At 48.6% G+C, this 26,331-nt stretch carries 25 protein-coding genes; 4 read left to right on the top strand and 21 right to left on the bottom strand.

Annotated elements, in window-relative coordinates:
• Window positions 1-508: 508 nt before the first annotated feature.
• Entirely contained in the window at window positions 509-2,767 is a 2,259-nt protein-coding gene (locus AB6B37_RS02515) for a DUF3363 domain-containing protein (protein WP_371397325.1), read from the top strand.
• 89 nt (window positions 2,768-2,856) lie between these two features.
• Here the strand turns inward: AB6B37_RS02515 and AB6B37_RS02510 are convergent, their stop codons facing one another.
• The 6 genes from AB6B37_RS02510 to AB6B37_RS02485 form a co-directional block, all read right to left on the bottom strand.
• Window positions 2,857-4,017, bottom strand: coding sequence for a hypothetical protein (locus tag AB6B37_RS02510; protein ID WP_371397324.1), 1,161 nt, complete (start codon window positions 4,015-4,017; stop codon window positions 2,857-2,859).
• Window positions 4,014-4,469 carry a response regulator gene (locus tag AB6B37_RS02505; RefSeq protein WP_371397323.1) on the bottom strand — a complete coding sequence of 152 codons (456 nt, stop codon included), beginning with the start codon at window positions 4,467-4,469 and terminating at the stop codon, window positions 4,014-4,016. The genes AB6B37_RS02510 and AB6B37_RS02505 overlap by 4 nt, the downstream gene beginning before the upstream one ends.
• Window positions 4,462-5,421, bottom strand: coding sequence for a hypothetical protein (locus AB6B37_RS02500; RefSeq protein ID WP_371397322.1), 960 nt, complete (start codon window positions 5,419-5,421; stop codon window positions 4,462-4,464). The genes AB6B37_RS02505 and AB6B37_RS02500 overlap by 8 nt, the downstream gene beginning before the upstream one ends.
• Before the next feature lie 75 nt (window positions 5,422-5,496).
• Window positions 5,497-7,374, bottom strand: a complete 1,878-nt coding sequence (locus tag AB6B37_RS02495; protein WP_371397321.1) for a hypothetical protein — start codon at window positions 7,372-7,374, stop codon at window positions 5,497-5,499.
• A gap of 1,016 nt (window positions 7,375-8,390) precedes the next feature.
• On the bottom strand, window positions 8,391-9,071 hold the full coding sequence (locus tag AB6B37_RS02490) for a hypothetical protein (RefSeq protein ID WP_371397320.1): 681 nt from the start codon (window positions 9,069-9,071) through the stop codon (window positions 8,391-8,393).
• 193 nt (window positions 9,072-9,264) lie between these two features.
• Window positions 9,265-10,449 (bottom strand): hypothetical protein, encoded by a 1,185-nt coding sequence (locus AB6B37_RS02485; protein WP_371397319.1) that lies wholly within the window; start codon window positions 10,447-10,449, stop codon window positions 9,265-9,267.
• Window positions 10,450-10,545: 96 nt separating this feature from the next.
• Between AB6B37_RS02485 and AB6B37_RS02480 the strand changes: the two genes are divergently transcribed.
• On the top strand, window positions 10,546-11,106 hold the full coding sequence (locus AB6B37_RS02480) for a hypothetical protein (protein WP_371397318.1): 561 nt from the start codon (window positions 10,546-10,548) through the stop codon (window positions 11,104-11,106).
• A gap of 238 nt (window positions 11,107-11,344) precedes the next feature.
• Here the strand turns inward: AB6B37_RS02480 and AB6B37_RS02475 are convergent, their stop codons facing one another.
• On the bottom strand, window positions 11,345-12,154 hold the full coding sequence (locus AB6B37_RS02475; protein WP_371397317.1) for a hypothetical protein: 810 nt from the start codon (window positions 12,152-12,154) through the stop codon (window positions 11,345-11,347).
• 129 nt (window positions 12,155-12,283) lie between these two features.
• On the opposite strand from AB6B37_RS02475, the gene AB6B37_RS02470 reads away from it, so the two are divergent.
• Both AB6B37_RS02470 and AB6B37_RS02465 read left to right on the top strand, forming a co-directional pair.
• Window positions 12,284-12,610, top strand: coding sequence for a type II toxin-antitoxin system RelE/ParE family toxin (locus AB6B37_RS02470; protein ID WP_371397316.1), 327 nt, complete (start codon window positions 12,284-12,286; stop codon window positions 12,608-12,610).
• Window positions 12,607-12,888 (top strand): helix-turn-helix domain-containing protein, encoded by a 282-nt coding sequence (locus AB6B37_RS02465; RefSeq protein WP_371397315.1) that lies wholly within the window; start codon window positions 12,607-12,609, stop codon window positions 12,886-12,888. The genes AB6B37_RS02470 and AB6B37_RS02465 overlap by 4 nt, the downstream gene beginning before the upstream one ends.
• Before the next feature lie 5 nt (window positions 12,889-12,893).
• On the opposite strand, the gene AB6B37_RS02460 is transcribed toward AB6B37_RS02465, so the two are convergent.
• The 14 genes from AB6B37_RS02460 to AB6B37_RS02395 form a co-directional block, all read right to left on the bottom strand.
• Complete coding sequence (locus AB6B37_RS02460) at window positions 12,894-13,214, bottom strand: DUF736 domain-containing protein (protein WP_371397313.1); 321 nt, start codon at window positions 13,212-13,214, stop codon at window positions 12,894-12,896.
• Between the two features lie 29 nt (window positions 13,215-13,243).
• Window positions 13,244-13,468, bottom strand: coding sequence for a DUF2274 domain-containing protein (locus AB6B37_RS02455; protein WP_371397312.1), 225 nt, complete (start codon window positions 13,466-13,468; stop codon window positions 13,244-13,246).
• A complete protein-coding gene (locus AB6B37_RS02450; RefSeq protein WP_371397311.1) occupies window positions 13,465-14,697 on the bottom strand; it encodes a TrbI/VirB10 family protein in 1,233 nt (410 codons plus the stop codon). Before AB6B37_RS02450 ends, AB6B37_RS02455 begins: the two co-directional genes overlap by 4 nt.
• The gene (trbG, locus tag AB6B37_RS02445; RefSeq protein ID WP_371397310.1) at window positions 14,694-15,719 is read right to left on the bottom strand and encodes a P-type conjugative transfer protein TrbG; all 1,026 of its coding nucleotides are present in this window, start codon (window positions 15,717-15,719) and stop codon (window positions 14,694-14,696) included. Before trbG ends, AB6B37_RS02450 begins: the two co-directional genes overlap by 4 nt.
• Entirely contained in the window at window positions 15,716-16,426 is a 711-nt protein-coding gene (gene trbF / locus AB6B37_RS02440; protein WP_371397309.1) for a conjugal transfer protein TrbF, read from the bottom strand. The genes trbG and trbF overlap by 4 nt, the downstream gene beginning before the upstream one ends.
• Window positions 16,427-16,449: 23 nt before the next feature.
• Window positions 16,450-17,769: a P-type conjugative transfer protein TrbL gene (trbL, locus tag AB6B37_RS02435; protein WP_371397308.1), complete on the bottom strand. Its 1,320-nt coding sequence runs from the start codon at window positions 17,767-17,769 to the stop codon at window positions 16,450-16,452.
• The gene (gene trbJ / locus AB6B37_RS02430) at window positions 17,769-18,497 is read right to left on the bottom strand and encodes a P-type conjugative transfer protein TrbJ (protein WP_371397307.1); all 729 of its coding nucleotides are present in this window, start codon (window positions 18,495-18,497) and stop codon (window positions 17,769-17,771) included. Before trbJ ends, trbL begins: the two co-directional genes overlap by 1 nt.
• A complete protein-coding gene (trbE, locus tag AB6B37_RS02425; protein WP_371397306.1) occupies window positions 18,476-20,956 on the bottom strand; it encodes a conjugal transfer protein TrbE in 2,481 nt (826 codons plus the stop codon). The genes trbJ and trbE overlap by 22 nt, the downstream gene beginning before the upstream one ends.
• Window positions 20,950-21,204 (bottom strand): VirB3 family type IV secretion system protein, encoded by a 255-nt coding sequence (locus AB6B37_RS02420; protein ID WP_371397305.1) that lies wholly within the window; start codon window positions 21,202-21,204, stop codon window positions 20,950-20,952. The genes trbE and AB6B37_RS02420 overlap by 7 nt, the downstream gene beginning before the upstream one ends.
• Window positions 21,204-21,542 carry a TrbC/VirB2 family protein gene (locus AB6B37_RS02415; RefSeq protein ID WP_371397304.1) on the bottom strand — a complete coding sequence of 113 codons (339 nt, stop codon included), beginning with the start codon at window positions 21,540-21,542 and terminating at the stop codon, window positions 21,204-21,206. Before AB6B37_RS02415 ends, AB6B37_RS02420 begins: the two co-directional genes overlap by 1 nt.
• Window positions 21,527-22,492: a P-type conjugative transfer ATPase TrbB gene (trbB, locus tag AB6B37_RS02410; RefSeq protein WP_371398399.1), complete on the bottom strand. Its 966-nt coding sequence runs from the start codon at window positions 22,490-22,492 to the stop codon at window positions 21,527-21,529. The genes AB6B37_RS02415 and trbB overlap by 16 nt, the downstream gene beginning before the upstream one ends.
• A gap of 37 nt (window positions 22,493-22,529) precedes the next feature.
• A complete protein-coding gene (locus AB6B37_RS02405; protein ID WP_371397303.1) occupies window positions 22,530-23,027 on the bottom strand; it encodes a hypothetical protein in 498 nt (165 codons plus the stop codon).
• A 1-nt stretch (window position 23,028) separates the two neighbouring features.
• A complete protein-coding gene (locus AB6B37_RS02400) occupies window positions 23,029-25,053 on the bottom strand; it encodes a conjugal transfer protein TraG (RefSeq protein ID WP_371397302.1) in 2,025 nt (674 codons plus the stop codon).
• A 323-nt stretch (window positions 25,054-25,376) separates the two neighbouring features.
• Complete coding sequence (locus AB6B37_RS02395; RefSeq protein ID WP_371397301.1) at window positions 25,377-26,246, bottom strand: LysR substrate-binding domain-containing protein; 870 nt, start codon at window positions 26,244-26,246, stop codon at window positions 25,377-25,379.
• Window positions 26,247-26,331: the final 85 nt, after the last annotated feature.

Below are 26,331 nucleotides of genomic sequence, written 5' to 3'. Positions count from 1 at the left end.
TAGCCTGTTGGATAATTCAGAAAGCCGATAATTCGACTCTAGTTATTTCCCACAAATGTGGACATAAAAACTCCGTGGCTTATCCCAAACGGTAAGCACATCATCAGAATACAGAAATCAACCAGCTCGTCCAGCTTAAACCTGTTACTACTTCCCCGCTTCGCGGCGAGTCCACCGCCCCTGCCTCCGCTCGTGTGGGCGGCTCCAGCAGGCGCGTCGGACGGTTCTGTTTTGAGAGAGCGTATTTAATTAGATAGGATTGGAGCTTGAGGAGAGGTTAGGAAAGAAAAGAGCTTTAGCAAGATAAAGCGAACCGCCCTTTTGGGGGCACTTCGACGCTAAAGCTCTGTTTTTGCTACGCGAGTTGGGGTGTTACTTTTTCGGTAACTCATGTGCAGCGCCTCCAAAATGCCCCTATCCCGCAAACTCCTAGAAACTCTCTTTTACCTGCAATTTCTAATCGGCTTCCTTCGAGACAAACGCCTCTGTTTTGCCCGATTATGGGCGTATGTCCGATGAAGATGATTTTCGCTTAAGAGCCAAAGCCCGTAAGTCCAGCAGCCGAGGCGCTGAGGTCAATATCCCCGCAAACTATAAGGGGTTTTTCCAAGAGGCCCGCATTGCGCTCGTGAGAGGCAAGGCCGTCTCTGGGCGGCGAACGCTAACCATCCCGTCCAAACCGCGCACGGGGCGCTTCAACGCGCGAGGTAGAGGCCGAGCGGCGTTGGAGCGCGGCATAGGGCCGAAGCAAGGCTGGCGCGTTCACAAGGCGACGGGAGACCGCTACCGCGCCCGCCGCGCGATTGTGAAAGTCCGTGTGGTGAAGCTGCGCAATGCCAAGTCATCCGTATCGCGAGGCCACTTGGCTTACCTCCAGCGTGAGGGCGCAGGTGTTGAGCGAGCCGAGGGGTTGGACGGCTCGGCGGAGTTGACCCCAACGCGCGGCCAGCTCTACGGCCCAGACGAAGGCGTCGAGATTGATGGACGAGATTTTGTGGCTCGCTCGCAAGAAAGCTTTGACGGACGCGGCGACCCGCATCAGTTTAGGATTATGATCTCGCCCGAAGACGGGGCAGAGTTGGCTCGCGTGAATGGCGACGGGACACCGAACCTGAAAGACACAACGCGAGCACTCATGGCGCAGATGGAAGAGGACTTAGGCACGCGGCTGGATTGGGTCGCGGTTGACCACTTCGACACGGCCCACCCGCACACGCACATCATTGCGCGGGGCGTGACCCATGACGGCAAAGGATTGAACATTGCTGGCGAGTATATCTCGCGCGGCATACGCGGACGGCTGGAGGAAGAACTGACCCGCGAGCTAGGGTGGAAGTCTGAGCTTGCAATCCAGCAGGAGATGAAGCGTGAGATGAGCGCTATGCGCGTCACGACAGCAGACAGACATATCGCGGACGGTATGGACAAACTCACCAACACAATCGACCTACGCGCAGGGTCAGCCGCAGCCACGTTTCCCGCTAACTCATCTATGAACAGACATATCTTGATTGGGCGTATGAGACAATTGAAGTCTATGGGCCTAGCAACGCAAATTGAGTCAGGCCGCTGGCATATCGAAAAGGATGCACTCAAGACCCTCGGACAGATAGAGCAGCGCGAGCAACTCAACAAAGATATCCACGCGGCGATGAAGCGGGCCAAAATCAAAAGACCTGTTCGCCTGCATGATGGCCGCCAAAGCTACGATGGGAGCCTTTCAACCCACCGCGTCATTGGCCGCGTAATCGCAAAAACTCATGGCTATGATGAGGGCATGGATGCAAACCAAAAAGGCGGAGGCAAAGTGCGGTTCATTATCGACGGCACTGACGGTTATGTCAGCACGGTTGAGACGGGCATGGACACAAGAGCGGGCGAAGCCGCTAAGGTCGGCTCTATTATCGAAGTCTCGCCGCCTAACTTACGAACTGTAGACCGTAACATCCAAGCCATTGCGACGGGTAAAGATTATCACGGCAAGCCACACAATGGGCTGGTCGGATATTACGCTATTACCACGAGCGGCCCAGAGGATTGGACGGACGGCAGCGGCAGCAGGGGCGCGGCCCACATACGAGCACATCGGCTACGGCTGGCGGCGCTTGCAAAGGCAGGCGTGGTTGAAGTGGTTAGCAAAGACAAAGACGGCGACCCCTATGAATGGCGCGTGCCAGAGGACTTTGAAAAACGTGCCATCGCGCTCGACATGAAGCAAGGCCGCGCGTCAGGCGTAAAGCTTCTATCGGTTCAAGACTTAGACGCACAGCTCGCGAGTCCCGGTGCGACGTGGCTTGACCGCTCGCAGGTGAGTTGGGGACGAGGCGATATGGCAGGCATAAGCACAAAGATGAGCGCTTTTAGGCGAGAAATAGACACCGCCTTCCAGCAGCGCCGTGAATGGCTGATTAGGCAGGGCTATGCAGAACGAAGCCAAGAAGGCGCGAGCCGCTACGTCACCTACAAGCGCGGCTATTTGAAAGCCTTAGAAGCGGAGGGGTTCAACACCGCGACCCAGAAGCTAGAAGGTATGACAGGTAAGACACACGTTGCGGCACAGGCAGGACGATTGATCGAAGGCACGGTTGCTCAGAAATATGAACTTACCCACGGCCCCCACGCGATGATTGAGACGCAGCGGGCGTTCTACCTCGTGCCTTGGGAAAGCACTCACGCCCAGAAGTGGGGCAAGCGCATCAAAGGTCGAGTGCTAAGCGGTGGCGGGATTGATTGGGATGCAGGGCGAAGTCGGGGGATTGGAAGGTGATTTTTCGTAGAATTCTAAGTTCTGTCATTTCTAATATAAAAATAGCAGTTAGCAGAAATTATCCATTTCAGATTTACGGCCAAATTAACTCATGTCAAAAGTCGCCTAATTATATCGCATGAAATGACTGCACTAATGTAACATGCTTGAGTTTGGAAAGTATCATTTTTGAACCCGTCTGCTAGATCAACAACGGTCTTGACTGCTGCAAAGTTACTATTCCAGCCAGATGAATATATGGCGTAATATACACCATATATTTCCATATCAATTCCAAGTGCATCACGAGCTTGTGGTGTGATATCTTTTTTAACAACATCTGCATCATTCACCACAGCTGAACCTGTAGCAACTGCCCCTACAAGCGTCTCGCCATTCCTAAAATTCTCATGCAGTAGCGCGATACCTCTCAAGTCTTCGTCTGCTTTTTCATTTCTGTAGTCGTTGAACGCCTCCAAGACACTTGGAAGAACGGAAATCGTCTTTCCATCAGGATCAAAGTGTCCGCCTGGTTGACGTTTGCCAGCTTGGTAATCGATAGCTCGATCTGCGAGTACAACGTCTCCGATATTAGCGTTACCAGTCACACCACCACATATCCCTGACATAAGATAAAGAGGACTATCAAACTCCATCAAACATCGTGACGTAATAGTTGCCGCACATATTGGCCCCATGTCTGGCTGAATAATTAGATGACCAGATCTCTCTCCAACTGTCACTTCTCGACAATTGAGTCCTCTAACCTTGCGACGTGTGCCTATTGAAACTCCATCGACCTCTTGAAAAGCCATCCCTTCTTTTTCCAAGGCAGTGATTAGAATAAAATCAGATCGTAAACGGGTGTCGCTAAGTTTAAAAAACGTTGCAATTGCATTTTTCCAATCAAGTTGGACATCTTGGTTCCAAACGATGTGAATGTTTTGCTCTAAGAATAATCTCTTTCGTTCATTATCGACTTGTTCGTACTGAGTAACAGCAACCACGGGGGTTCGCTGATTGTATTCAGAAGAACGAATTGCTCGCGCAAGATTGTCTCCATGATCAATTTTTTCGCCATCGCTATTACTGGAAGGTAGTAAGAAGTCCATGACGATAAAGTCATAAGCTCCGCCACGAATTGCCCTCCTACCTTCGGTATAGGTCGCTGCCACCTCGAAAACTGGCGTTTGGTGAGGAAGCGCTTTGAGAGCAATTTCTTTTACCAAGTTAACCTTCTCAGTTTCATCCTCTATCAATAGAATTTTCATAAGCAGTCCAACGATTTTTTAAATTGTTCTTCCCAAATTTTATCTGCGGGCTGATACAATATTGATGAAAGAAAACGCTCGCCAAGAAGAATTTCCATTTTTTGTTTTAGGTTCTTCAGATCAACAGTCTCCTTTTCAAGGTCAACCGTAGGGAATTGTGTTATAACTATAGCTTTAGTTTCTAAATTACGTGCTGCGATAGTCCGTAAAATTTCTAAACCGCCATTAGGGAACTGTGTAGGGTTTCCCTTTCCTTGAAGAGAAGGCCTCCCAGCAAGTGCCATGTCTACAATTGCCAGATCGAATAACTGCCTTCTCAGACGCTTCTTTGCCTCCTGTATAGTAGAGGCCTCGGTGAGAATTGCGCTTGGTAGAAGCTGACTTAGAAGCGCCTTAATATCTTGCGCTTTCTTGGCGTCATCCTCAATCAGTAGAACATGCCGACTAGACAAGAGGAAGCTCAAAGCTAACTGTTGCCGCGCAGGATGTAGGCGTGGTTAATATATCTAAATCTCCGTTTTCAAAATTTTCTGAGAGTTCAGCTAGAACCTTTGGAATACCGGTACCGCCTTCTACTTGATGAGGATTATCTAATCCTGCCGCTTTAGCTTCATCAAACGCGGTCTTGATTTTACACATATCAGATTCTGAAATTAGGTCAAACTCAATTGTTATCTTCCAACTAGCTGATTTCGTATTGTCGGCCGTTTTTTCTACTCTGAAAACAAGTCTGCCATTCCTTTTACCATGCTTAGCAGCATTCCCAATTAGAGCAAAAAGGATGTCATAAATATACGTAAATCCGAAACCAATAAGTTGAAGTGGGTCAGTCGTATTTCTTTCAATTTCTGGACGGTAATCTGGAAATAGGTCTTTGATATCGTCAACAACCACATCAAAAACATCATCAATATCGGCTTCTATGGTAGAAGACGGCGGCTTCTTCAGCCAACCCGCGACGACTGCAAATTTAGCATCAATTTCACTGTTAATTGCAGTGATGAGTTTTTCGAATTCAGGCTTTAGATGATCAGAGCACCACACTGTATTCTGCATTACACTTTTTTGCTTTAAGCTACTCAATAGCTTCGTTGCAGATGCAATGTCAGTTTCTGCGACCCGCCAGAACCAATTTATTATGACTGGGACCAAGCTTGTATCTCTTACGCCAGTCTCAACATGCTCATGAATTGATTTCATAGTAAGAAACCATAGAGTTACCTCTCGTCCAAGAAGAGAGGGGTTGAAGATTCCATCGGGTTTAGTCGTAGACTTTACATGTAAAAATTCATTGACCAAATCGGATACTATCGTGCGGTAACTATCTAGCCACTCATTGAGGTATGAGATCACTTTAGAATCTGTATCTTTATATTCCTCAATGAACTTGTTGACCCTTGCCACGATCGGGCTTTCGATTGTTAGCGACAAAGTGCCATGTCTAATCCGTCTGCCGATGTAAGAGTCTAGGCCGAAATGTCAATTCGTATAAAATTCGGAAAAAGCACTATCCAATAAATTTGCAAATCTAAGACTAGGGTTTTCAATTACTTTAACTGGGTTTTTGAGCTTGTTAACTTCTGCTTGTTGAATAACCAGCATAGCACCATCGCTTGATCTTTGCAGCATTGGCAAAACACTTTCTCTCAAATAAAGTGAATATCGGTCAGGGTCTACGAAAAGTCGGCGATCCGCCACTTCATTTTTAAGCCGCTGCAGTTTTGAACTGAACCTGATACTTTTAACAAGAGAAGGAATTAAGCTATTAGCTTCGGGGTCAATAGCATGTTGCCACTCCAGCAATTGCGCTTTAGCCTCAGCGACTTCATTCGGCGTCTCAAGAAGCTCAAATAATTGAGATAGAAACAATTCCGAAGACTTCTCAACGAAATGCTCTGCGATGCGCGGATATTGGACATGTGTGTTTTCTACAAAAGAAATAATGTCCCCATCATACTCCTCAAGAATTAAATCCTCTGCAGCCATCCTAACTTCAAACCCAGATTGATCTGTATCCAATGCATCGTCCAGTAAGGTTTTGATTACATAGTTATCAAAGTGCTTGCTCACAGAGGGCAATCCATCTCCAAGCGCTTCAATTTCTTCCGGTGTAGTTAATTCCGCTACATTGACTGTTATTTCCAATGCGTCGACGAAGCTCATCCTAGAGTTTTTTGCTGGAAGAATATCATCAGTCCAATTTTCCACCAGCACAATTGTATTCCGCCAATAAGATTGATCACTAAATGTGATTACGTCTTCACCTAAGTCTTCACGTTGCGTCGGTAAGTTTGGTGGGGTCGCACTGGAACCTCTTTTGAAAAAAGAAGACCCAGCCATTTTTAATGAAATTCGTGAACTAAACCGATGCCCTAGAGACGTTTCAAGTTTTGTTCTATACTGCCAAACGCTAGGAACATCAGACCAATGGTGAAGATGTCTGAGAAAGTGAAAGTCTTTTATGCTTTCCTCTACCATGAACTCTGACCCTAGCTTATCAATTTTCACATCATTGTAAGCATCTACCCAAAACATGCGCAAATCACTGACTAAGTTATTGAGGTTTTCGGGTAAGGAAATATACTCGTCTGGAATTTGTACGAGGAAGAAAAATACGTCCACAAGGCTGTAAATGCCAAGCCCTCGAAGAGTTGTTGCGCATTCTTCTGGGGATGTAGGGCAACCCTCATTGATGTACCGCAACAAAGCTTGTGAATTTCTTGACTTAAGAAAACCTTCATCAATGTAAGACATGAAACGCCTTCTAGTAGAGATCATGCCGTCATCGCGATCCACTAGATCAATGATAGACGCCAAAATTACCGTAGGGCTTGGCTTCGACCAGTCATCAATTAACGAATCCAGTTCCTTTCTTATCGGTTCACTGCCCTTTAAAGCCATTAAACTTCGACATTTAGAAAACAGAGCTAGGGATACACCATGGGAGTCTATTAGGTTTTTCACTTGTTTAATTACGCTGTTCCAGTTTGATTCCGAAACATCATTAGACAGTCGGGACATTGCGATTACGTATTCATTGAGTTGTTCGCGATGCTTGACGATCCTACTTAATTGAATTGCTATCTCAACCGCTAACTCCCCCGGTGCACCAGCCACGTTACCTCGTATCTCTGCTGGTGTTTTAGGAAAGGCTGTGGGTATAAAGGCATCTTCTGCGCCAGCATCTAAAAATGTTGAGTAAACATCAAAAGCTTGTTGGGCAGTAGCCTCCTTAGAAATAGATCTAAGAACTTTCTTGAGCTGTTCAGTTTTAGTTGAAAATAAAGCTGTTCTAGTGAGGTTTCTTAGGCGCAACGAACTGATTTTTTTCAGGTCTGCTGTTCTGACAAGTAACAATTAATTCCTTCTGCCACTTAGGCATCTAAGATAAAATATGAAGCAACTCAGCAATAGATCATCAAGTCTATTCTAAGTAGAGTATTTTTATGCTTCTGAAAAGCCACAAACTTTTGCTCATAAGGTTATGTTACTTCCCACATTATCGCTGATGCATTAGAACGCTGTGCGCCACAAAAATTTGGTTTCATCGTAGGAAGATTCTGAAATCTTTTTCAACGCTGAAAACTTTGATCAAGCAAGAATGAATAGTATTAATTTCTGCCTCACAAATTAACGCACTTTTTGCCTCACAAACGACTTGCGCAAAGAGCTAAATCATTGTAATAATTAGAAATTAAGGACTATGGGCACCCCGTGTGGGGGCACCATTTTTATCAATAAAAACAACAAGTTAGACGATTTTCGGTAATCGTCAATTTCGTGCAAAAAACTCAAGGGACCAAATAGGGACCAATTGAGGGTGATTTATGCAGTACTGGGGTGCATTTCAGCAGCGTTAAAGCTTCGTAAGAATTCGTAAGTTCCCTATCTTAGCGGTCGCTCTGAACCCGGTTTCAAAAGCGAAGTAAAAAATTGTAAATACGAGCAGTAAACTTTTCCCATGGCAGATGATGCTCGATTTCGATTGGATGACCATAGAGGATATGTGGTGACTGGATTGGATCACGGGGAAAATTTTCCAAGCGGTCGTCATGAAACGAATACTGCCGTATCGATAAAGCTTAACAGCGGCTTAAATTGAGGCGACTTTAATCCGCTCAGTTTGGGCTGCTCGTGGGGCAAAGACATAGGGTTAGGTTTGTGTCCGGCAAACGGTCGTTTATGTAACACAATTCCGAAGAATTCATCTTCGAGCCAATCTCAAACGGTCTGTTGTAGCCGAGACATTTCTGCCTGACGTGTCTGTGGCTAAGACTAATATCACTCAACGGGGTGAGTGAGGTCTCTCTTGCCCTATGCCGAAATCTGTGCCGCCTTGTATGACGACGGACAGTGATCTCTACAAATATCTGCTATGGCTCGGCGATAGCGGTCTGAATAACCTTATTTCCGTAAGCTATTCCGCAATCATCATGATAGTTTCGGACTCTAGACATAAATTGGCCGTATCTTATCTCTTGCTTAATAGAGGCATCTGCATCTGACCCGCCTGTCCAAATAGCCATCAACTCATTGCGAGTTTGCTTGCGGCCTTTTTTCACAGCTTCTACAAGAGTGTAGCCGCTTATACCGCCTAAAACAGTACCTGATAATTCATCTTCCGTACCTTGCGCGAGCGATGAGAGTGCTGCCAGTATGTTGGCGCTATCCACAGGTGTCGTTATACTGGCTGCACCTGACAGCGCGAGAGCGGTTGTCCCCAAGATGGTTTTAACAGTTCCCTCAGTTTGTGTTAGTTTGTTGAGGTATTCATAGCACATGGCGTCCGAGGCAGAGAGTATTAAGCTTCCTAGGACAATCTGATCTTGCTCCTTCAAAGAAGCGGCATTAAAAACAAACGTATCGTAGCTGAATTCGTTACCGAAACTGATTGATTTAGTTCCATCTTGTTTATCTGTAAATGTTGGTTTGTTTTGAACACCAAATACATTCTTTACAGTAAGGTCTTTTTGTTTTGGCGGTGTTGCACACCCCGCTAGAAGCAGTGCTAAGCAAGCAAAACTTACTCCCATGAATTTTGAAAGTGAATACATATTTGGCCCCTATGTAATTAACTGATAAACCACTATAGTAACCGTCCTGTAATATACTAGCGCTAAATTAGAGGTAATACGCCCCTAGCTTTGTAGACACCTTGCTACTTCATTTTGTTATCATCTCAAATTCAACAGGTGACAATATCCCCTAGGCTGCCATCTGATATGGAGAGTGACAGGTCTTTTGAGTTTATGTATCGCCCCAAAGTAATTGCAGAGCCTTATAGAACTCCCGGCTAAGCATATACTCGCCCCAATCATGTGCGGAGCCCAAGTCATCTGACATTTCCATGACAGTTACATTCGCGCGTTTGGGAACAAACTCGCCCAGACCATGTTCAATATCTTCTAAATCTTTTCGAACAGCTCCTAATCCTGAATATCCCAAAAGTTGTGGCACCTTTAAAAATTTTTGAAGCGCATTATCATCCTTGCTATGCGAGAAAAACAGGTTTGCATTACTTGGGCCTTGAAACCCTAACTTTGATTGGTTTGGTACAACGAAGGTCGTGGATGTCGTTGCCGGGGCTAGCATGACTACGCTCAATTTATTCCACTGCGGCACTTGATCAGCAGAATTTAAGGAGGTCGCGGCTTCCTTAAATTCTGCATAATTTGGCCCACATATTTTAGCGTCTTTGATGCTATTTAAACAAGGCAGTGCTGCTTCGGGGTTACCAAAGAGTGACCCTGCCACAACTGCTCCGGTGCTATGAGTGATAACAAGCAGTTCGGCAGTTTGACCAGCGGCTTGCAGTTCGGTGCTTAGTTCGTTGATTAGGGGACGAATACGAAAGCCTACTATTGGCGCAGACCACTGGGCCGGGGGCCAAACTCGGAGCGCGCTCAAAGGTAGTGTCGGGCTTTTTCGTCCATCCCAATGAACCTCGATAAATAGAGGGGACGCTTCATCGTTCCGATTATTCATAATGAGAGCTTTTACCTGATTATAGTCAGTTCGAGCATCGTCAACTCTAAATCCGTGTATAAGCATTACGATTTTTTTGTTCTTGGTATTTTCAAGTTTAGCGATAATACGTTGGACTGTCTTTTTGATTTCAGCTGTTTGTGATTGCCGCCAGTCGTCATAGCTATCTTGCAGTGGCTTATTGTTCTCAAGCGCAAATTCAGATTTTCCGCAGAGCAAATTATCATGAGCACATATCAGTGAATTATCTGAGTTATCGATTAACTCTGCGCCTTCTGCTAGACTTTCGAAAGTGTATATATCGCCTTGTCTGTCATAAAAAACTTGAACTGTAGGTAGACTTTTATCCTTCAATGGGCGTCCTTCGCTGAAGTCAACAATCGACGCACATCCACTGAGCGCGAGAATAACAAGAATTAGAAATAAGTTCATGAATTTTTTAAACATTGCGCGCCTCCGTTTTTCATAATTGGCTACCATAAATTTAACGTTGCGTATATCAAAACAAAAATCCAAACTGAGTGAGCATACTAGGAAAACAATATGGATAAAACGAAACGCGTCACCCTTGATGTTTTTGCAATAACTATTGCTTTTATTGCTGCTGGCTTCACAGGATGGCAAATACTGGAGACGAGAGAACATAATCGGTTGGCATTGAGACCTCATTTGGATGTATCATTAAAGGGATCAAATGATTTGACGTTTCGGAGTTTGCGCGTTGATAATGCGGGACTTGGGCCAGCTTTTATAGAAAGTATGAATTTCACCCTTGATGATGTTCCGATTCTGCGCGAGACATACAAGGATGATGGAACGCCCCAGAGAGAATACTTACAGATCGTATTAGATAAAATAGGATGGCCAAGAGACGACGCATCGCGGAATAGAATTCTACGAACGACCCTTCCGAAAGGGGCAGTGCTCAGTCCGGGTAGTGAGGTGCACATATTCAAGATCATAAGCGATTTAAGCGACGACGAGTACCAACAATTTCGAGAGCTAGAATTAGATATTATTTACCGGTCCACCTATAATGAGACCTGCCGTGTTATCTTCAATCCAAAGAAGGAAGACGCGTATACACATTTTCCTTGTAAATAATATGATGGCTTTGCCTATATGATGATAGTCATCCTCGTGCTTTTGTATTGTTTCTCGTCCAACTTTCCTTGGCATTATCAGATGTCGCTCAACTCAAAAGCGTTCGATTTCTTAAGGAAGCTAAGTTCCGCTATGAGGATTATCGCGACTTTAGCTTAGGCAGTGAAGCAGGCATTAATTTTTTTGATGCGTGCTCTACTTGAGCAACACTCCAATTATTTAAAAAGTACGTAAAAAATCAAACTTTGATAGTTAGTCTATATACAATTGCGGCGAAGCAAGAACCCTTCTTTCTTTTTTTACCATTCCAGATAAAACGTCCGTACTGCCTATGAGAGTGTACGAGATATTCACCCTTAAATTTTGTAGCTTTTTCTTTAATCCTTGTTGCAATTGTTTGTTCAAGATTTTCAAAATGAGAGAACCCTAATTTTTTTGTTTTCTTCGAAGTATCAGTCAACAATACAAAGTAAGCATGATTTAGAGTGCCAACGCCGGATTTTCGCCCAAGGTCGCGCAATGACTCTAATAACCGTTGGATATCTGGGGCAAAACGAGTTTCATCCCAATGCCAGCCTTTTTTAACTTCTATAATAGCTCTTGGTTTCCAATTTTTTGTCCAGAGAGAAATATCGGCTCGTCCCGCAGCCCTTAATTCGCTAGTCGCTAACCTGGCTTTTCCTCTTTGTGCATATTCATGAATTTCCGTGACTGAATTTTCCAGCACAACAAATCTATTTTTCATGGTCTGGTTTAAAGACTGAGCAATATTAGTCGTATACCAATATTCTGGAGTGCTCCCTAACCAATACCCACCCTCTGTCATCGCGTCATATTCTTCAAAAGCTAAAATTGAAGATGCGCAAATTGAGATAGCTATTTTATCATCCTCTAGTTCAGACATTTTTCCTGAGTTCTCTAGTTGCATATCAATTGTAGTACGTGAGATTTGCACGAAATAACAGGCCTGAAAAAGCAATTCAAAACTAACGTCCAGTTTGAGGATCGACTTCCTTTTTAAAAGCGCCCGAAATGAATCGAAACTCACAGCAAATCGCAGACAATGCCAGCGGCTGTTTTTGGGTGCGATTTAAGCCGGTCGCTCCATGCTCAACGCCCACCAATAATACGATAAATCTTGACATTATGGAATTACGTATTATATCATCAGTGATATATGAGTAAGTGGACAATCGAAGCCCTACCCGCTGCGAGGCGCGAAGTAAAATCACTGCCTCGCGACTTACAAGCGAGGTTCTTTCAAATTGGTGACATGCTTACTGAACACGGCCCGCAACAGGTGGGGATGCCGCATGTACGCCATCTTGAAGGCGGCTTGTGGGAAATGAGAATGAAAGGAAAAAGCGGAATAGCACGGGCCATTTACTTCACGGTTGTTGGCAAACGGATCATCGTTTGTTCAGCCTTCGTGAAGAAGTCCCAGAAGACTCCAAAGAAGGAGCTGGATAAAGCTAAAAACCGCATGAAAGGATTTGAACCATGAGCACACAAACCCACGCTTTCAAAAATATGAAATCAGAGTTTTTGGCGGATCCCAAAAACAAAGCGGCCTATGATGAGCTGACTCCGGAATATGCTGTGGCCAGCGCTATGATTAAAGCGCGGGCCGAGGCCGGTCTTACTCAAGCGGAACTCGCCAAGAAAGCCGGTATGACGCAAGCCCAAGTTTCAAGGCTCGAAAGCGGACAATGGCCCACGCCAGCCACTATTGAGAAACTGGCGCGTGCCTTAGGGAAACGCGCAGAATTGCGTTTCGTATAGGGCTATTAAGACTTCGGACGAGACCAAACCAAGTCAGCACCATCCTCGCGGTCAAATAATGCCGCATTGATGGGCTTATTCATTTCCGGGCCGTCAAGTTTTACACTGATATAGTCCATGGGTTCGCTATCATCTTGCGGCTCAGACGTTTCGTTCCAAGCCACGCCAATGTCACAGCGGCCTGACTTCACAAAGAAATCCGGAGAGGCCTCAGTCTTCTTTTTATCATTCGGGACAAACCTAACTTTGCGGCTTGTCATTAACGTCGCGATTGTGCCCTCATAGCCTCCGGCTTTTGTAGGGCTGAATGTTCCAATGGTTGCCATAATAATTCCTTTCTCTGGCTTCTTGGGGTCTAGACCAGCTCGCGCTTGGCCTTCTTGAAACCGGCATCACTGGCAAGAAATCCTGCAAGCATTGACGGAATAAGGGCGGTAATGTCCTGCTTCTCGCCGTAAGCCTTCTCATAGACTTTAGCATAAGCCTTCAGATCGGCTTCTAGTTCAGGCATCACCGTTATCGTGTGTTTGACAGGCTTCGTATCAGGAAGTTTATCAAGTTTAATTTTGGGTTGGCTCATCGGTTGGCTCCATAAGGTTTGAGGATAAGGTCGCGCGAGACGATGACGTTGAACCGCCATCCTTGGCGCACGCGCAGGGTCGGTTGAACATTGAGGTTGCGGTCAATGATCCGCTGCCCGGCTATATTGGCTGTGTCCTGTCCGGCGTTTTGTAACGCGCGCGTCAGTCGGTCTGTGTCGTCGCTGGCAAGCTCTGAACCAACGGACAGAAGCGATGACAAAGCTGCGCCCTTGATGAACTGCCAAGTGTGACGATCCACTTTGTCTTTGAGACCTGCAAAGCCCTGGCTGTCGGACCCCGGCAGATTATCAAGCTGTATGCTATCACCGTTGGGCAGTATCAGCCGTGTCCAAACGACCAGAGCACGGCTCTGCCCAAAAGCGATGACACTATCATAGCGCCCCATTAAGCGAGACCCCTGCGGAATAAGCAGATGTTGCCCCGTCACTGTATCAAATACATTCTCAGTCACTTGTCCGATAACCTGCCCCGGCAGATCAGAGTTAAGGCCTGTCACCAATGAGGCTGGAATAATGTTGCCCGCCATAACCTGATAAGGTGAGCGCGGTGAGACTAAACCGTGCGAGTTATAAATACCGTCAGTGTCACGCTCCATGAAAGCCTGTTTAGCTTCCTGCCGATTTTGGTCTGTAGCCACAGGCGACAAATCAAAAGCAGATGGCGGCGCGCTGACATCGGGATAGCTCGGCATCTGCGGTAAGTAATCCAGTCCAAGATCTGCGGTCTGCACAGGGAGCGTATCAGAGCTGCGATTTGATAATTCAAAAAACAGATTTGGTTTTTCTACTGTTGGCGGCGCAGCGTAGTCTGTAGCCCGTTCATATCGCGGCTGAACGGGTGCGGGTCGATAGCCGCCCAAACTCGTTGGCTCTGCCCGTGTGGCAATCGGTTCGATTTCTTCAACCGCACCCACTCTGTCCAGATAGGCCGCGCCTAAGTCCCCAGGCAATGGCGGGCCAAGTTTCGGCTTTAGCTCGGCATAGGACTTTGGCAAAAGCTCCAAGCCATCGGCCATCGGCTTATGCGTGACATTATAAAGCTCATCTGCCCGCTCATCGTCATAATTAGGAGATTGCAGCGCAAAAGCCAAAGCCCCGAACATGATAACGCCTAAGACAAGCCCGCCGCCCATCAGTGCTTTGCGGCTAAAACGGCGCACCGCGCGCGGACGTGCGCGTATAGTCAGATCTGGCGCCGCGCTGTTCATGACTCACGCTCAATGCGGACAATGGTTTGATCTTTCTCGCCCAAGCGCAGCTCGGCAAAATCAAACAGTCGGTCAACGATATAATACTCGCCTTTGACGCGGTAATTGACGAGCTTGCCAATATTATCATCGCCGTCCGTGATAAACAGCGGCGGCGCTTCCGACACGGCTAAACCTTCAGGAAACTCAATATAGATTTTCTGCCCATCATCAAAGACACGCTTAGGCCGCCAATTGGGGGTATCGCCTTTAATAGAATAATCAAACCGCAGCTCATCCGAGTCAAACTCAAGATTGGCTTTGGTAAAGCTGGCTTGCGTTAAGCGCGGCTCGTCCAAAATACGGCTTTTAATCTGCCGAATAGCATCATGCGGGTATCGCCACGACACGGCGGCCATATAGGTATCTGCGAAAGATTTCAGGTCCAGATAGTAAGTCCGCTTCGTTGTTGTGATGACGGCATTTGTTGAAAGCTGCGGGGCCATGGGTTTGACTAGGATATGCACCTGCTCATTTGCGCCAGACCCTGACACCGTATCCCCAACTGTCCAGCGTTCCGTATCGCCGGCGGAGACCGATGTCAGGGCTTCGCCTTTTTCAAGGGCGATGTCCGTCACTTGCGAGGGCGACGTATAAACCTGATAGAGCGAACCCGGTGTATAAGGATAAAGCTGAATAGCATTCAGATAATTGTCGGAGTTAGGCTCAACTACGGCAGAGCGGTTTGCATAGCTTACCGCCTGAAACCCTGTTCGGCTTGGCGGATTGTAAAACTCAACATTAACGGGGTTGGCTTTCATCTGACCGGGCATGATGAGATTTTGAACATATGGCTCCGTCGCAACCTGCTCCTCAACTGCTTCAATTGCCGGTTCTAAATAGACTGCCTTTGACATATCTGCGGATGTTGTGACTTCGCCCGATTTGAATTTAGCCAAAGCGCCTTGCAAGCTTGCGCAACCCGTTAGCCCTGATGAAAAAACGATAAGGCTAATGGTCGTGAGTAGGTGTGAAGTTTTCATTGGGTATCTCCTTCTGAGGCATGTTGTGAGGATAAGTCTTTTGACCAGTTCAGGCCGTGGACGTAGAGACCGAGCGGATTGCGGTGCAGCGTCTCAGCATCCGTGGGCGGCTGCAACACAACGGAAAGGCTGGCCGTAAATGTTTGCGCGCTGACTTGCGCGCCGCCGCGATAAGATGTCTCTCGCCAGCGGATTTCAAAGCTATCTGCTGACGAGCGCACAACGCTTTTGACATCGACTGTGACGCTACGCTGTCCGACCTCGCTAAACGGGTCATTATCTCGCGCGTAAGCGTTCAGCGTGATGGACGCTTGATCGGTGGCATAGTTATAAGCCTCCAGCCAATTCTCACGCAGTATAACAGGATCAATCGAAACAGAGCGCACGTTATTGATAAATTTTGCAAGCTGATTAGCGATTTGGGCGTCGCTTGGGATAAAGCGATCTGCCACAGGGCCAACGGCTTTGACGCCGCCTGTGCTGTCCACTTCAATCACATATGGCGTGACCGTCGCTTGTGCGCCTTGCCAGATAAACCCACCTGCCAATATTGCGCTAAGCACAGTTTGACCAAAGAAAGCTAACCGCCAATTTTTACCGCGCACGAGCGCGGAACCTAAACGGTTATCCACGACCTGTTTTGCTTTCTGATATGGCGTTTCAGGGATTGGGGTCGTTCCATATTTTGATTGGCTGCGTTTCCACATATTCTTTCTCCTATCCGCCTGAATTATCCATCTGGATTTAATCGAGGGCCATTTGCCGAACCGCCACCGCCCGCGCTAAGCGCTTGTTGCGCGGACCGCCCTAAGGAACGCGTTTGCTGACGGCGTTGAACTTTCTTTGCCCAATCAGGACTTGTTTTTTCTTTGCCTGGGGCTTTGTCTTTCAGGGGCTTCATACCTTTAGAGAGCGCCGCGAAACCTCCACGCGCGCCCCTGTCGTATGCAGCGGAGACACTAGCGCCTGCACCTTTCAAAAGGTCTTTCCCTTTTCCTGCAACGCTACGAACACCTGCTTCTGCAACCGCGCCAATTCCGCCCGCTGCGCCCTTCACGCCGCCGCCATAAGCCATGTTACCGAGTGAAAATGCCATCTTTGACCCACCCGCAAGCGAAGACCCCGCCTTAACCGCACCAGAAGCTGCCCCTGCGGCACCTTTAGCGCCAGCACTCGCCATGGCCCCGCCTGCCAATGCGCCTGCGCCAACAGCCGCCATTGTGCCGACAGCTGCACCTGCGCCGAGCTGCGGTGCGCCCGAGACAAGCCCCGTAGCGATGCCCGGCCCAAATAGCCCGAGTGCAAGAATTGCGAGCGAACCAAGAATGACAGAGGCTGCGTCTTTCAGTTCGACTTCGCCGGGAGTAAAGGCAGACGTAATCTCGCTGAATATGGTTGAACTAATACCGACGATGATTGCGAGAACCATAAGCTTGATGCCGGATGATACGACGTTACCAAGTACCTTCTCAGCGAGAAACGAGGTCTTATTCCAAAGCGCAAATGGAATGAGGATAAAGCCCGCAAGCGTAGTCAGTTTAAATTCGATGATGGTCACAAAGAGCTGGATCGCGAGGAAGAAGAACGCAAAGAGTGTTATGACCCAAGCGATCATTAAAACGCATATAGTCACAAAATTTGTGAAGAATTTCACAGGCCCTAACAGCTCGCCAACCTCGTTCAGGAGTGGATGCGCAGCTTCATATCCTGTATTGGCAATGAACCCCGGACGCAGAAGGTCTTTCGCCGTCATGGTGGAGTTTGTCGCATTAAGCCCAAGCTGCCCGAAACTATCAAAGATGATGGTCGCAAGGCTTGAAAAATTATTGATGATCAGCGCAAAGACTCCGACATAGAGCACCTTTTTCAGAAATTTACCGATGACAGAGCTATCAGACCCCATAGCCCAATAAAGCCCTGCCAGCGTTATATCGATGCCGATAATAAACGCGGTCAGAAAATGCACATCTGCATCGATTAGTCCAAAGCCGCTCTCGATATAGTCTGAGAAGGTTTTGACAAATTGGTCTATGATTCCAAGGTCGTCCATTACTTGCCACTCCCTGCATAGGCAGATCTAGAGCCGACAAAGTGCTGACGTTTTTGCTTACTCTCTTTTTCAATGGCGAGGCGGCGGGCTTGCTCCACAGCATCGGCGCGGCCTTGAGACACCTGCATTTGCTGCATCTGCATGATTTGCTTGATGAGCAAAGCGAGGAGCTGGTTCGTCGATTGTGTGGCTTGCAATTCGCCAACGGATGACTGGCTTTTCGTCATTAATTGACCAAGCAGTACCTTATCGCTTGTAATGCTTTCGACCATTTTGGACTGCATGATCATCGTATCATTGTAAGCGCGGCGCGACATCTGCCACTGCTCTTCGGCGCGCACGACCATTTCGTCCTCGGTAAAATCTTCATAAGTTTCAGGGTAAGTCTCGCGCACAATCTGGCGCGTGCGGTTCACTTCATAGGCCACGTTTTCAGCCTGCTGATTGAGCCATGTAATCTCGTCTAATATGGCGAGCAAACGCGATTGGGCGCTGAAGTCCAAGCGGCTCAATTGCTTAGCGTCATTGATGAGCATTTGCGCTTCATTTCGGAGTTGCTGTGCTTGACGCAGAAGCGCCGTATAGCTGCGAACCGCCGTTAAAAAGTTTTGCTTAAAATTGGCTGGATCATAGACCACCCCGCCAAATTGTGCGTGACTGACAGGCACATGAGAAAGCCCCATTGCCAAAACGATAGCCAGTGTGATTATTCCGCGACGTCGAGCCATGGGACATACTCCTCATCATTTAGGTTAAATTCAGCGCTCATCAAAACAGCGGCCCACTCCAGGCCTTTAAAGCGCAGCCAATTAGCGGCAAAATTATCTGGGCCGTTGGAATCCAGCACATGATCCAAGTCACAATGGTCTTGCTCTGATCCCGCTCCGCAAAAGGCGAGCGCAACGGGGCCAAGCTGTAAGTCGAACAGGCGGTTCCCGCCGTGACTCTGAAAATAATAATCGCGCTTAGGCGTAGCCGAGGCGATTATCCCGATCTGGCGATTGTTTAGCCCGAAGCGCTCATAAGCGACTTTCTGCTGAGGCTCCATGGCTCGGTTATTGGGTAAGAAGATGCGCGAGAGGCAGCTTTCAATAATAGCCGACGCAATGGGACTATCGGCTATGTCTGCGAGGGATTGTGTGGCAAAAATGACGGACACGTTTTTCTTACGCAGGACTTTCAGCCATTCACGGATGCGCCCTGCAAACATGGGATCGTCTAAGAACACCCAGGCTTCGTCCAAAATCAGGAATGTCGGCGAACCATCAAAGCGGGCTTCGAGGCGGTGAAAGAGATAGGTCAGAACCGGCGCAACGAGACCCTTGCTGTGCATGAGCTCTTCCATCTCAAAAGCCTGTGTTTTGTTGTTTGAAATCTGATCGCTATCGCCGTCCAAAATATGGCCGTAAGCTCCGTCTAATGTGAAAGGCTTGAGGGCTTGGCGCAGCTCTCCGTCTTGCAGCAAGGCTGATAATCCGGTGAGCGTGCGTTGATTGGATGGAGCGCTAGCAAGGCTTTCCAAAGCTGACCAGACGGCTTCTTTGGTATCGGGCGTAATCTCAATGCCTTCGCCTGCGAGCAGCCCTGTGACCCATTCCAAGGCCCAAGCGATTTCGTTTTCATCAAAAATATTACGTAGCGGCTGAAACGACAGCCCCGTGTCCTTTGCGCCTAGTGCGTAAAAATCTCCGCCCAGAGCATCAATGGTTGCCCGGGACGATGCGCCCTTGTCGAAGGTGAAAACTTGCGCGTTTGGATAGCGTTTGAACTGTAAGGATAGCAGATTGAGCAAGACGGACTTACCTGCGCCCGTTGGCCCTACGACAAGCGTATGCCCGACATCACCTTGGTGCGTTACAAGCCGAAACGGCGTGTGGCCTTCAGTTGTTGCGTAAAGTAATGGCGGAGCTACGACACTACCGCCGCTAAAATGTGTATTACCTTCCGGCCCTGCCCAGACCGCAGAGAGCGGCATAAGATGCGCGAGGTTCAGCGTTGAGACCAAGGGCGTTCTAATATTGGCGTAAGCATTGCCGGGGTGTGACCCAAGCCACGCATCAACCGCGTTCACCGTCTCGTGGATAGTGACAAAACCGCGTCCATTGATAATGCGCTCTATGGCGTGAAGACGGGCCTCGGCTATGGCTGCGTCAGGGTGCAGAACACAAATCGAAGTCGTCAAATAACCGTAGCCAACATAATCACCGCCAAGGTCTTGCAATGCCGCGTCGGCATCAGCCGCTTTGTTATCCGCATCACTATCAACTAATACAGACTGCTCGTTCATCAGGGCTTCTTTGAGAAGCGCGACAACGGATTTGCGTTTCGCAAACCACTGGCGGCGCAGCTTGGTGATTGTCTTGGTCGCCTCGGCTTTTCCGAGAGGCAAATAGCGGGTCATCCAGCGATATGAAAAACCAAGCGTATTGAGCTCGTCTAGCAATCCTGGCATTGTCTCACTCGGAAACCCCCGAATAGATAAAATATGGATAGAATGTTCGCCAAGGCGCGGCACGAGTCCCCCCACTAAATCAGCGCCGCCGATAACTGCGTCAATATAGGCCGGAATGTCAGGCGTCTTTACGGCGTGGCGTTTGGGTGAAACCGTCGAGTGCAAATAGGTGAGCGTGGCGTCATCATCGAGCCACGCGGCCAAGGGGAATTGTGTTGCCAGCAAATCAAGGCAGCGCTCCGTCTCATTGATAAAACTGTGCAGATGGTCATGCGAAGATAAGCCAACTTCATCTTTGGGCGTTTCAATCAGTAGGCCCTCCACTTTGGATGAGCGGTCAGCGGGCGGCATAAACTGAAACGTCATATAATAAACGCTCTCAAATAGTTCCCGTTCATCTGTCTCTTGTTCAAATTCGCCGCGCCGTTCTTGCTCCACAATCCATGCGGCGGGGTCTGTGAAAGTTGACTGCGGATAGCCTCTCGCAGGAATACGCGCCGCTTCAAAATAGAGCGCCCAGCCCGAGCCAAAGCGGCGCAGAGAGTTATTGATCCGCGCGCAGGTCGCAACCAGTTCTTCTTCCGTCGAGCTTTCCAAATCAGGCCCACGAAACTCCGCTGTGCGCTGAAAACTGCCGTCCTTATTAAGGACAACTCCGGGCGCGATTAACGCTGTCCAAGGCAAGTAGTCTGCAAGGCAATTTGGACGGTTTCGATATTCAGTCAGATTTAACATGACAAATAACTCTTATGTTTGATGTGGCGCACCAGCACGTCCATGAACTTTGGATCACGAGTGGCGAGAAAGACGCAAAGCGTGTGAGAGACGACCCAGTAGAGAATGCCAAGGAACCAGAGCTGCAATCCAAGCCCAAAGGCTGCGGCAAGTGTACCGTTCAGGATGGCCGCCGTTCGCGGCGCACCGCCGAGCAAAATGGGCTCGGTCAGCGAGCGGCGTAAGGGTATGGCGTATCCCTCAACCATTAGATTACTGCTCCGCCTGAGAACTTGAAGAATGAGAGGAAGAAGCTGGTCGCAGTGAAGGCGATAGACAGTCCGAAAACGATCTGGATGAGTTTACGCACGCCGCCGCCTGTGTCGCCAAAGGCAAGTCCGAGGCCCGTCATAATGATCACGACTGTGCCAAATATCTTAGCCACCGGACCTTCAATAGATTGCAGGATTTTGGTGAGCGGGGCTTCCCATGGCATAGCCGAACCTGCCGCATGTGCAGTCTGCGGCAGCAATATCATCACCGAAGCAATTATAATCGCTCCGAGTAAGAACCGTGAATTAAGGTCATGGGCTAGTGGTTTAAGCATGGGTTTTCTCCGTGATATGTGAGTTTGGGGATGAATGACGGGGCCGTTAGCGGTTCGAGCGTGTAGCTCTGGCCGCTGACCTCCACGAGACGCGCAATTGTTTCGATACGTCTTTTGGAACCTCGTCCAGATATGAAGACAATCACGTCGATTGCTTCGGCGATGAGCGCGCGCGGAACGGTCCGCGCCCCCTCAAGGATGAGTTGTTCAATACGGGACAAACCCGCTTTTGCTGAATTGGCATGTACGGTCGCGATGCCGCCGGGGTGACCCGTATTCCAGGCTTTGAGCATATCCAGCGCTTCGGGGCCGCGCACCTCACCAACGATTATACGGTCAGGGCGGAGGCGCAGTGTTGATCGGACGAGATCGGAGAGCTTCACATTTTGGCCATGCGTGCGCAGCGCCACTGTGTCTTCCGCTTTGCATTGCAGCTCGCGGGTATCTTCTAAAATTAGCACGCGGTCGCCTGTGCCAGATACTTCGGCCAGCAGCGCATTTGCGAGTGTTGTTTTGCCTGATGATGTCCCGCCAACAATCAATATATTTTGGCGCGATGATACGGCGTAACGCAGCGCTTCCGCTTGCACCGCCGTCATCGTTTGCGCGTCCACATAATCACCTAAAGAGAAGATAGACACTGCGCCTTTGCGAATAGAAAAGCATGGCGCTGTGACGACAGGCGGAATGACGCCTTCAAATCGTTCTCCATTGCCGGGCAGTTCTGCGCTGACGATTGGCGAAAAGGCTGTCACGTCTTGGTGGATGTGACTTGCGACAAGGCGCACAACGCGCTCGGCTTCGTCTGGCTCTAATCGGCTGTTTGTATCAAAGCGTCCTTGCCCCAATTTATCCAGCCAGAGCCGTCCATCAGGGTTGACCATAATTTCTATGACAGCCGGATCATCCAGCGCCTCTGCAATCACCGGCCCCATCGCCGTGCGAAGCATTTCTAACGTGCGCGCGTTAGTGACATCTGTGGATAGTTTAACCAAAGTTGTCTCCAATGTCTTTGGGCGACAACGCTGCAAAGTTTTCTAGTTCTTCCGACGTGAAAAACTCTTCTTCGGGAACGGTAATCGTTTTATCGAGAATTTTTTTGATAGACTTGGGGCCGCCCTTCATGCGCTCTCCAAGCTCATCAATATATTCGTTTAATAAGCTCACGCCCTGAGCAGCCCGAACCTCTTGATCTTTGTCGCCGTATTGCGGCGCGAAAGTGAAAAAATAATGGCTTAGTAAAGCCTGCATTTCTGTAAGAACATGCGTGTCGCGATGCACCCGATGTAAATGCCGTGTTAGAATATCAAGCCGCAAAATAATCCGGGCATCTCTCATGTCGTCGCGTTCAAAACTGAAATAGCATGAGAGAGCAGCATTGATGAGGCGATCACGGGATTTCCCCTTACGGCTTGCCGCAGACTTAAGTGCCCTCCAATTATCCTCGGTGATGCGGCCTCTAACTCGGTGTGTTAATTTTTCCATCTTAGACTCCCATTCCTATTTCCGGTTCTGTGGTTCTTGAGATGTCATGTGCCCGTGCGAGTTGCGTGGTATGACGCTCAAACTCTCCCAGCTTGTTTGTAATCGCGAGCTCTTGTTCATCATCTAGTTCGTTCAAGAGCTCGTCCTCTAGAGTTCGTTCTTTCTTCACCTCTTTTTCAGGCAATTTGGGCTCGATACCCTTTCCAGGGTTTTCCGCTGGGATATCGTCACCACTCGCGCCATGAGACGAATAGAGACGGTCATCCACAGGCCGTGTTTGGGCTCCCCAGTCGCAAGGCGATGGACTTGGGTAATCGCCTCCGCGAGGGGAAAGCGTCGGCGGGTTATGAACACGGCCTGTGAAATTTTTGTCTAGGTAATACTTTAGCTTCTTGGCTCTGATTGGCGGGAAACCGGAGAGCAATACCAGCTCATCGTCTGGGGGTAGCTGCATGATTTCACCCGGCGTAATAAGCTGACGCGCGGTCTCTTGGCGCGAAACCATGACGTGAGACAACCAAGGAGCTAAGCGATGTCCCGCATAATTACGCATGGACCGCATTTCAGTCGTGGAGCCTATTGCGTCAGAGAGGCGCTTAGCTGTGCGCTCGTCATTCGTCGCAAAAGCGATGCGAACGTGGCAATTATCCAAGATGGAATTATTCGGCCCGTATGCCTTTTCGATCTGGTTCAACGATTGTGCAATCAAGAATGACCGCAAACCATACCCGGCCATAAATGCCAGAGAGGTTTCAAAGAAGTCCAAACGTCCGAGGGCAGGAAATTCATCTAGCATAAGCAAAAGCTGACGCTGTGATTGCCCCTCATCCCGAGTAACAAGCTTTTCAGTCAGGCGGCGCCCAATTTGATTCAATATCAACCGGACCAGTGGCTTTGTGCGGGAGATATCAGATGGCGGTACGACTAGATAAAGCGATACTGGTTTTTCGGCTCGCATTAAGTCTGCAATTCTCCAATCGCATTTTGAGGTCACCTCGGCGATGGTGGTATCCCGATAAAGCCCTAGAAAGCTCATCGCAGTTGAAAGGACTCCTGAGCGCTCGTTTTCAGATTTATTTAAGAGTTCACGCGCTGCTTGAGCTACAACCGGATGGACATGCGCCTTACCGCTTTCGCCGAGGTGATTAGTTTTCATCATGTCCCGTAGCGTCGCTTCAAACGAGCGCTTTGGGTCAGAGAGGAATGAGGCTACGCGAGCCAGCGTCTTTTCGCGCTCTGCGTAGAGTATGTGGAGGATGGCACCGACGAGTAGGCTGTGAGCCGTTTTTTCCCAGTGATTGCGGCGCTCCAGCATTCCTTCCGGATCAACAAGGATGTCTGCAATATTCTGGACGTCCCGAATTTCGTTGGTGCCTTTACGAACTTCAAGCAAGGGATTGTATTTGGCACTCAGTGGATTTGTAGGATCGAATAATAGGACGTGAGAGAATGTTGACCTCCAGCCCGAAGTTAACTCCCAGTTCTCACCTTTTATGTCGTGAATGATGGCGCTATCGGTCCATGACAGCAAGGTAGGAACAACTAACCCAACACCTTTACCGGACCGCGTCGGCGCAATGGCCATGACATGTTCGGGGCCATCGTGACGAATATAGTCGCCCTTCATTGAGCCAAGAAAAACACCCTTCGCATCGTTCAAGCCTATGGATTTGATTTGCTTATGTGTCGCCCAGCGCGATGATCCAAAAGTGTTGAGCGACTTAGTAGCTCGGCCGCGCCATACAGATCCGATAACTGCGAACACTGTGCCAACAAAGCCACCGCCCGCTGCAATTTGGCCGCCTCGGTTGAAAACTTCCGGTGCGTAAGCGTCAAATTGATACCACCAAGGAAACAAGCTCCAAGGTGCGTAAACTGTGTGTTGACCTAATCCGAAAAGGCCTTTGCCCAAATAGGCGTCATAATCAAATTGAAAGGCGACCCACTGAGTTGCATACCAAGTCGTCATGATAATCGTCGTAAATACAACGATGATTTGTCCTATTAATATGCTCTGTGGCGACATGGCCTAAGTCCTTCATTTCTGACGGTCTTAGGCTGCACGAAACTTTTAAACTTCGTCCAGTGTGTTAGTTTCAGGAATAAGCAGGGTCGGGAAGGTTTAGGCAGGGTTGGGTGAAGTCGATCTTTTTATGTCAAATTTTGAATTGGAAAATTATCCCCAGAACTAAAGTCGCAAACATCCTCATTGCAGACCTTAGCTCAGTGGCTTAAGTCGCCCAAAAACGGCCGCTGGTAATGTTTAGCAATAAGGCAGTATTCGCCCAAATCAGGACATTTACATCAAAGGTCACTTTGGTTATTGCAATGGGCCATAAACATAAACGGCTAACTGAACCCTTGGCGGAGGTGGTCGATCAGGAGGCGCACTTTAGAGGAGAGCTGACGGTTATGGGGGTAGATCGCCCAAATGCCGTCGTCTGGCGCGCGGAAACGTTCCAATAAGGGTAGCAGCGCTCCTGTCTCTAATTCGGAGCGAACATAGTAGTCAGGTAATTGGACAATCCCAATGCCTTTCAACGCTGCATCCACAAGTGACCAGCCGCTATTGCAGCGGATATTTCCGCTTACGCGTATGTGCTGCGGTTTGCCCGACTCCTGAAATCGCCAATAGTCTAATGTGCCTTGTAGGCAATTATGCTGTTCCAGTTCAGGCAAGGTGTGTGGTTCGCCGTGAGCCGAGAGATAGCCGGGCGAGGCGCAGACATAGTGAGTTCTTGAGGACAGTTGTCTCGCCATCATCGTGCTGTCACTGAGCTCGCCCAAACGTATTGCCAGATCATAATTTTCAGCGACGAGGTCAAGCATTTGGTTGGTTAGAGTTATTTCGACTTTGAGATCGGGATAGAGCGCGACAAAGTCATTGACCAAAGGAACAACTCTGCTCTCTCCATATGTCACAGGCGCCGTCAGACTTAACCGGCCTCTTGGGGTTTGATGAAGGTTGGTAACAGCCCGCTCTGCCTCGTCCAGCCCGTCCAGGACTTGCCTGCAATGCGTATAATAAATCTGCCCGGAATCGGTGATGGTGACTTTTCGTGTGGTGCGATAAAAAAGTTTAACCGCCAGCCGGGATTCAAGCGCGCTAATCTGGCGGCTGACTTGCGCCGTCGAAATGCCTAGCCGTTTTCCTGCGCCCGTAAAGCTCTCCGCCTCCGCCACGGCGACAAATTCAGAAACGCCCTCCCAGTTAAACATTTGCGGCTCCACCCTTATTGTTACCATATGGAAATAGTAAATTACATAATGATGCGATTATATCCAATACGGAATAGTGTAAACC

This window comes from Fretibacter rubidus (assembly GCF_041429785.1).
GTDB classification, from domain to species: domain Bacteria; phylum Pseudomonadota; class Alphaproteobacteria; order Caulobacterales; family Maricaulaceae; genus Fretibacter; species Fretibacter rubidus.
The sequence above is the reverse complement of the archived record's forward strand: the minus strand, read 5'-3'. Positions and strand labels throughout refer to the sequence as shown.

Bases quoted from the DNA above. Each gene is read 5' to 3' on its own strand.
- trbB (WP_371398399.1), bottom strand. From the start codon at position 22,492: ATGCTTCGCACGGCGATGGGGCCGGTGATTGCAGAGGCGCTGGATGAT.
- AB6B37_RS02480 (WP_371397318.1), top strand. From the start codon at position 10,546: ATGGATAAAACGAAACGCGTCACCCTTGATGTTTTTGCAATAACTATT.
- AB6B37_RS02405 (WP_371397303.1), bottom strand. From the start codon at position 23,027: ATGGAAAAATTAACACACCGAGTTAGAGGCCGCATCACCGAGGATAAT.
- trbJ (WP_371397307.1), bottom strand. From the start codon at position 18,497: ATGGCTCGACGTCGCGGAATAATCACACTGGCTATCGTTTTGGCAATG.
- AB6B37_RS02490 (WP_371397320.1), bottom strand. From the start codon at position 9,071: ATGTATTCACTTTCAAAATTCATGGGAGTAAGTTTTGCTTGCTTAGCA.
- AB6B37_RS02465 (WP_371397315.1), top strand. From the start codon at position 12,607: ATGAGCACACAAACCCACGCTTTCAAAAATATGAAATCAGAGTTTTTG.
- AB6B37_RS02415 (WP_371397304.1), bottom strand. From the start codon at position 21,542: ATGCTTAAACCACTAGCCCATGACCTTAATTCACGGTTCTTACTCGGA.
- AB6B37_RS02455 (WP_371397312.1), bottom strand. From the start codon at position 13,468: ATGAGCCAACCCAAAATTAAACTTGATAAACTTCCTGATACGAAGCCT.
- AB6B37_RS02400 (WP_371397302.1), bottom strand. From the start codon at position 25,053: ATGTCGCCACAGAGCATATTAATAGGACAAATCATCGTTGTATTTACG.
- AB6B37_RS02515 (WP_371397325.1), top strand. From the start codon at position 509: ATGTCCGATGAAGATGATTTTCGCTTAAGAGCCAAAGCCCGTAAGTCC.
- trbF (WP_371397309.1), bottom strand. From the start codon at position 16,426: ATGTGGAAACGCAGCCAATCAAAATATGGAACGACCCCAATCCCTGAA.
- AB6B37_RS02420 (WP_371397305.1), bottom strand. From the start codon at position 21,204: ATGGTTGAGGGATACGCCATACCCTTACGCCGCTCGCTGACCGAGCCC.
- AB6B37_RS02460 (WP_371397313.1), bottom strand. From the start codon at position 13,214: ATGGCAACCATTGGAACATTCAGCCCTACAAAAGCCGGAGGCTATGAG.
- trbE (WP_371397306.1), bottom strand. From the start codon at position 20,956: ATGTTAAATCTGACTGAATATCGAAACCGTCCAAATTGCCTTGCAGAC.
- AB6B37_RS02510 (WP_371397324.1), bottom strand. From the start codon at position 4,017: ATGAAAATTCTATTGATAGAGGATGAAACTGAGAAGGTTAACTTGGTA.
- trbG (WP_371397310.1), bottom strand. From the start codon at position 15,719: ATGAAAACTTCACACCTACTCACGACCATTAGCCTTATCGTTTTTTCA.
- AB6B37_RS02450 (WP_371397311.1), bottom strand. From the start codon at position 14,697: ATGAACAGCGCGGCGCCAGATCTGACTATACGCGCACGTCCGCGCGCG.
- AB6B37_RS02395 (WP_371397301.1), bottom strand. From the start codon at position 26,246: ATGTTTAACTGGGAGGGCGTTTCTGAATTTGTCGCCGTGGCGGAGGCG.
- AB6B37_RS02485 (WP_371397319.1), bottom strand. From the start codon at position 10,449: ATGTTTAAAAAATTCATGAACTTATTTCTAATTCTTGTTATTCTCGCG.
- trbL (WP_371397308.1), bottom strand. From the start codon at position 17,769: ATGGACGACCTTGGAATCATAGACCAATTTGTCAAAACCTTCTCAGAC.
- AB6B37_RS02470 (WP_371397316.1), top strand. From the start codon at position 12,284: ATGAGTAAGTGGACAATCGAAGCCCTACCCGCTGCGAGGCGCGAAGTA.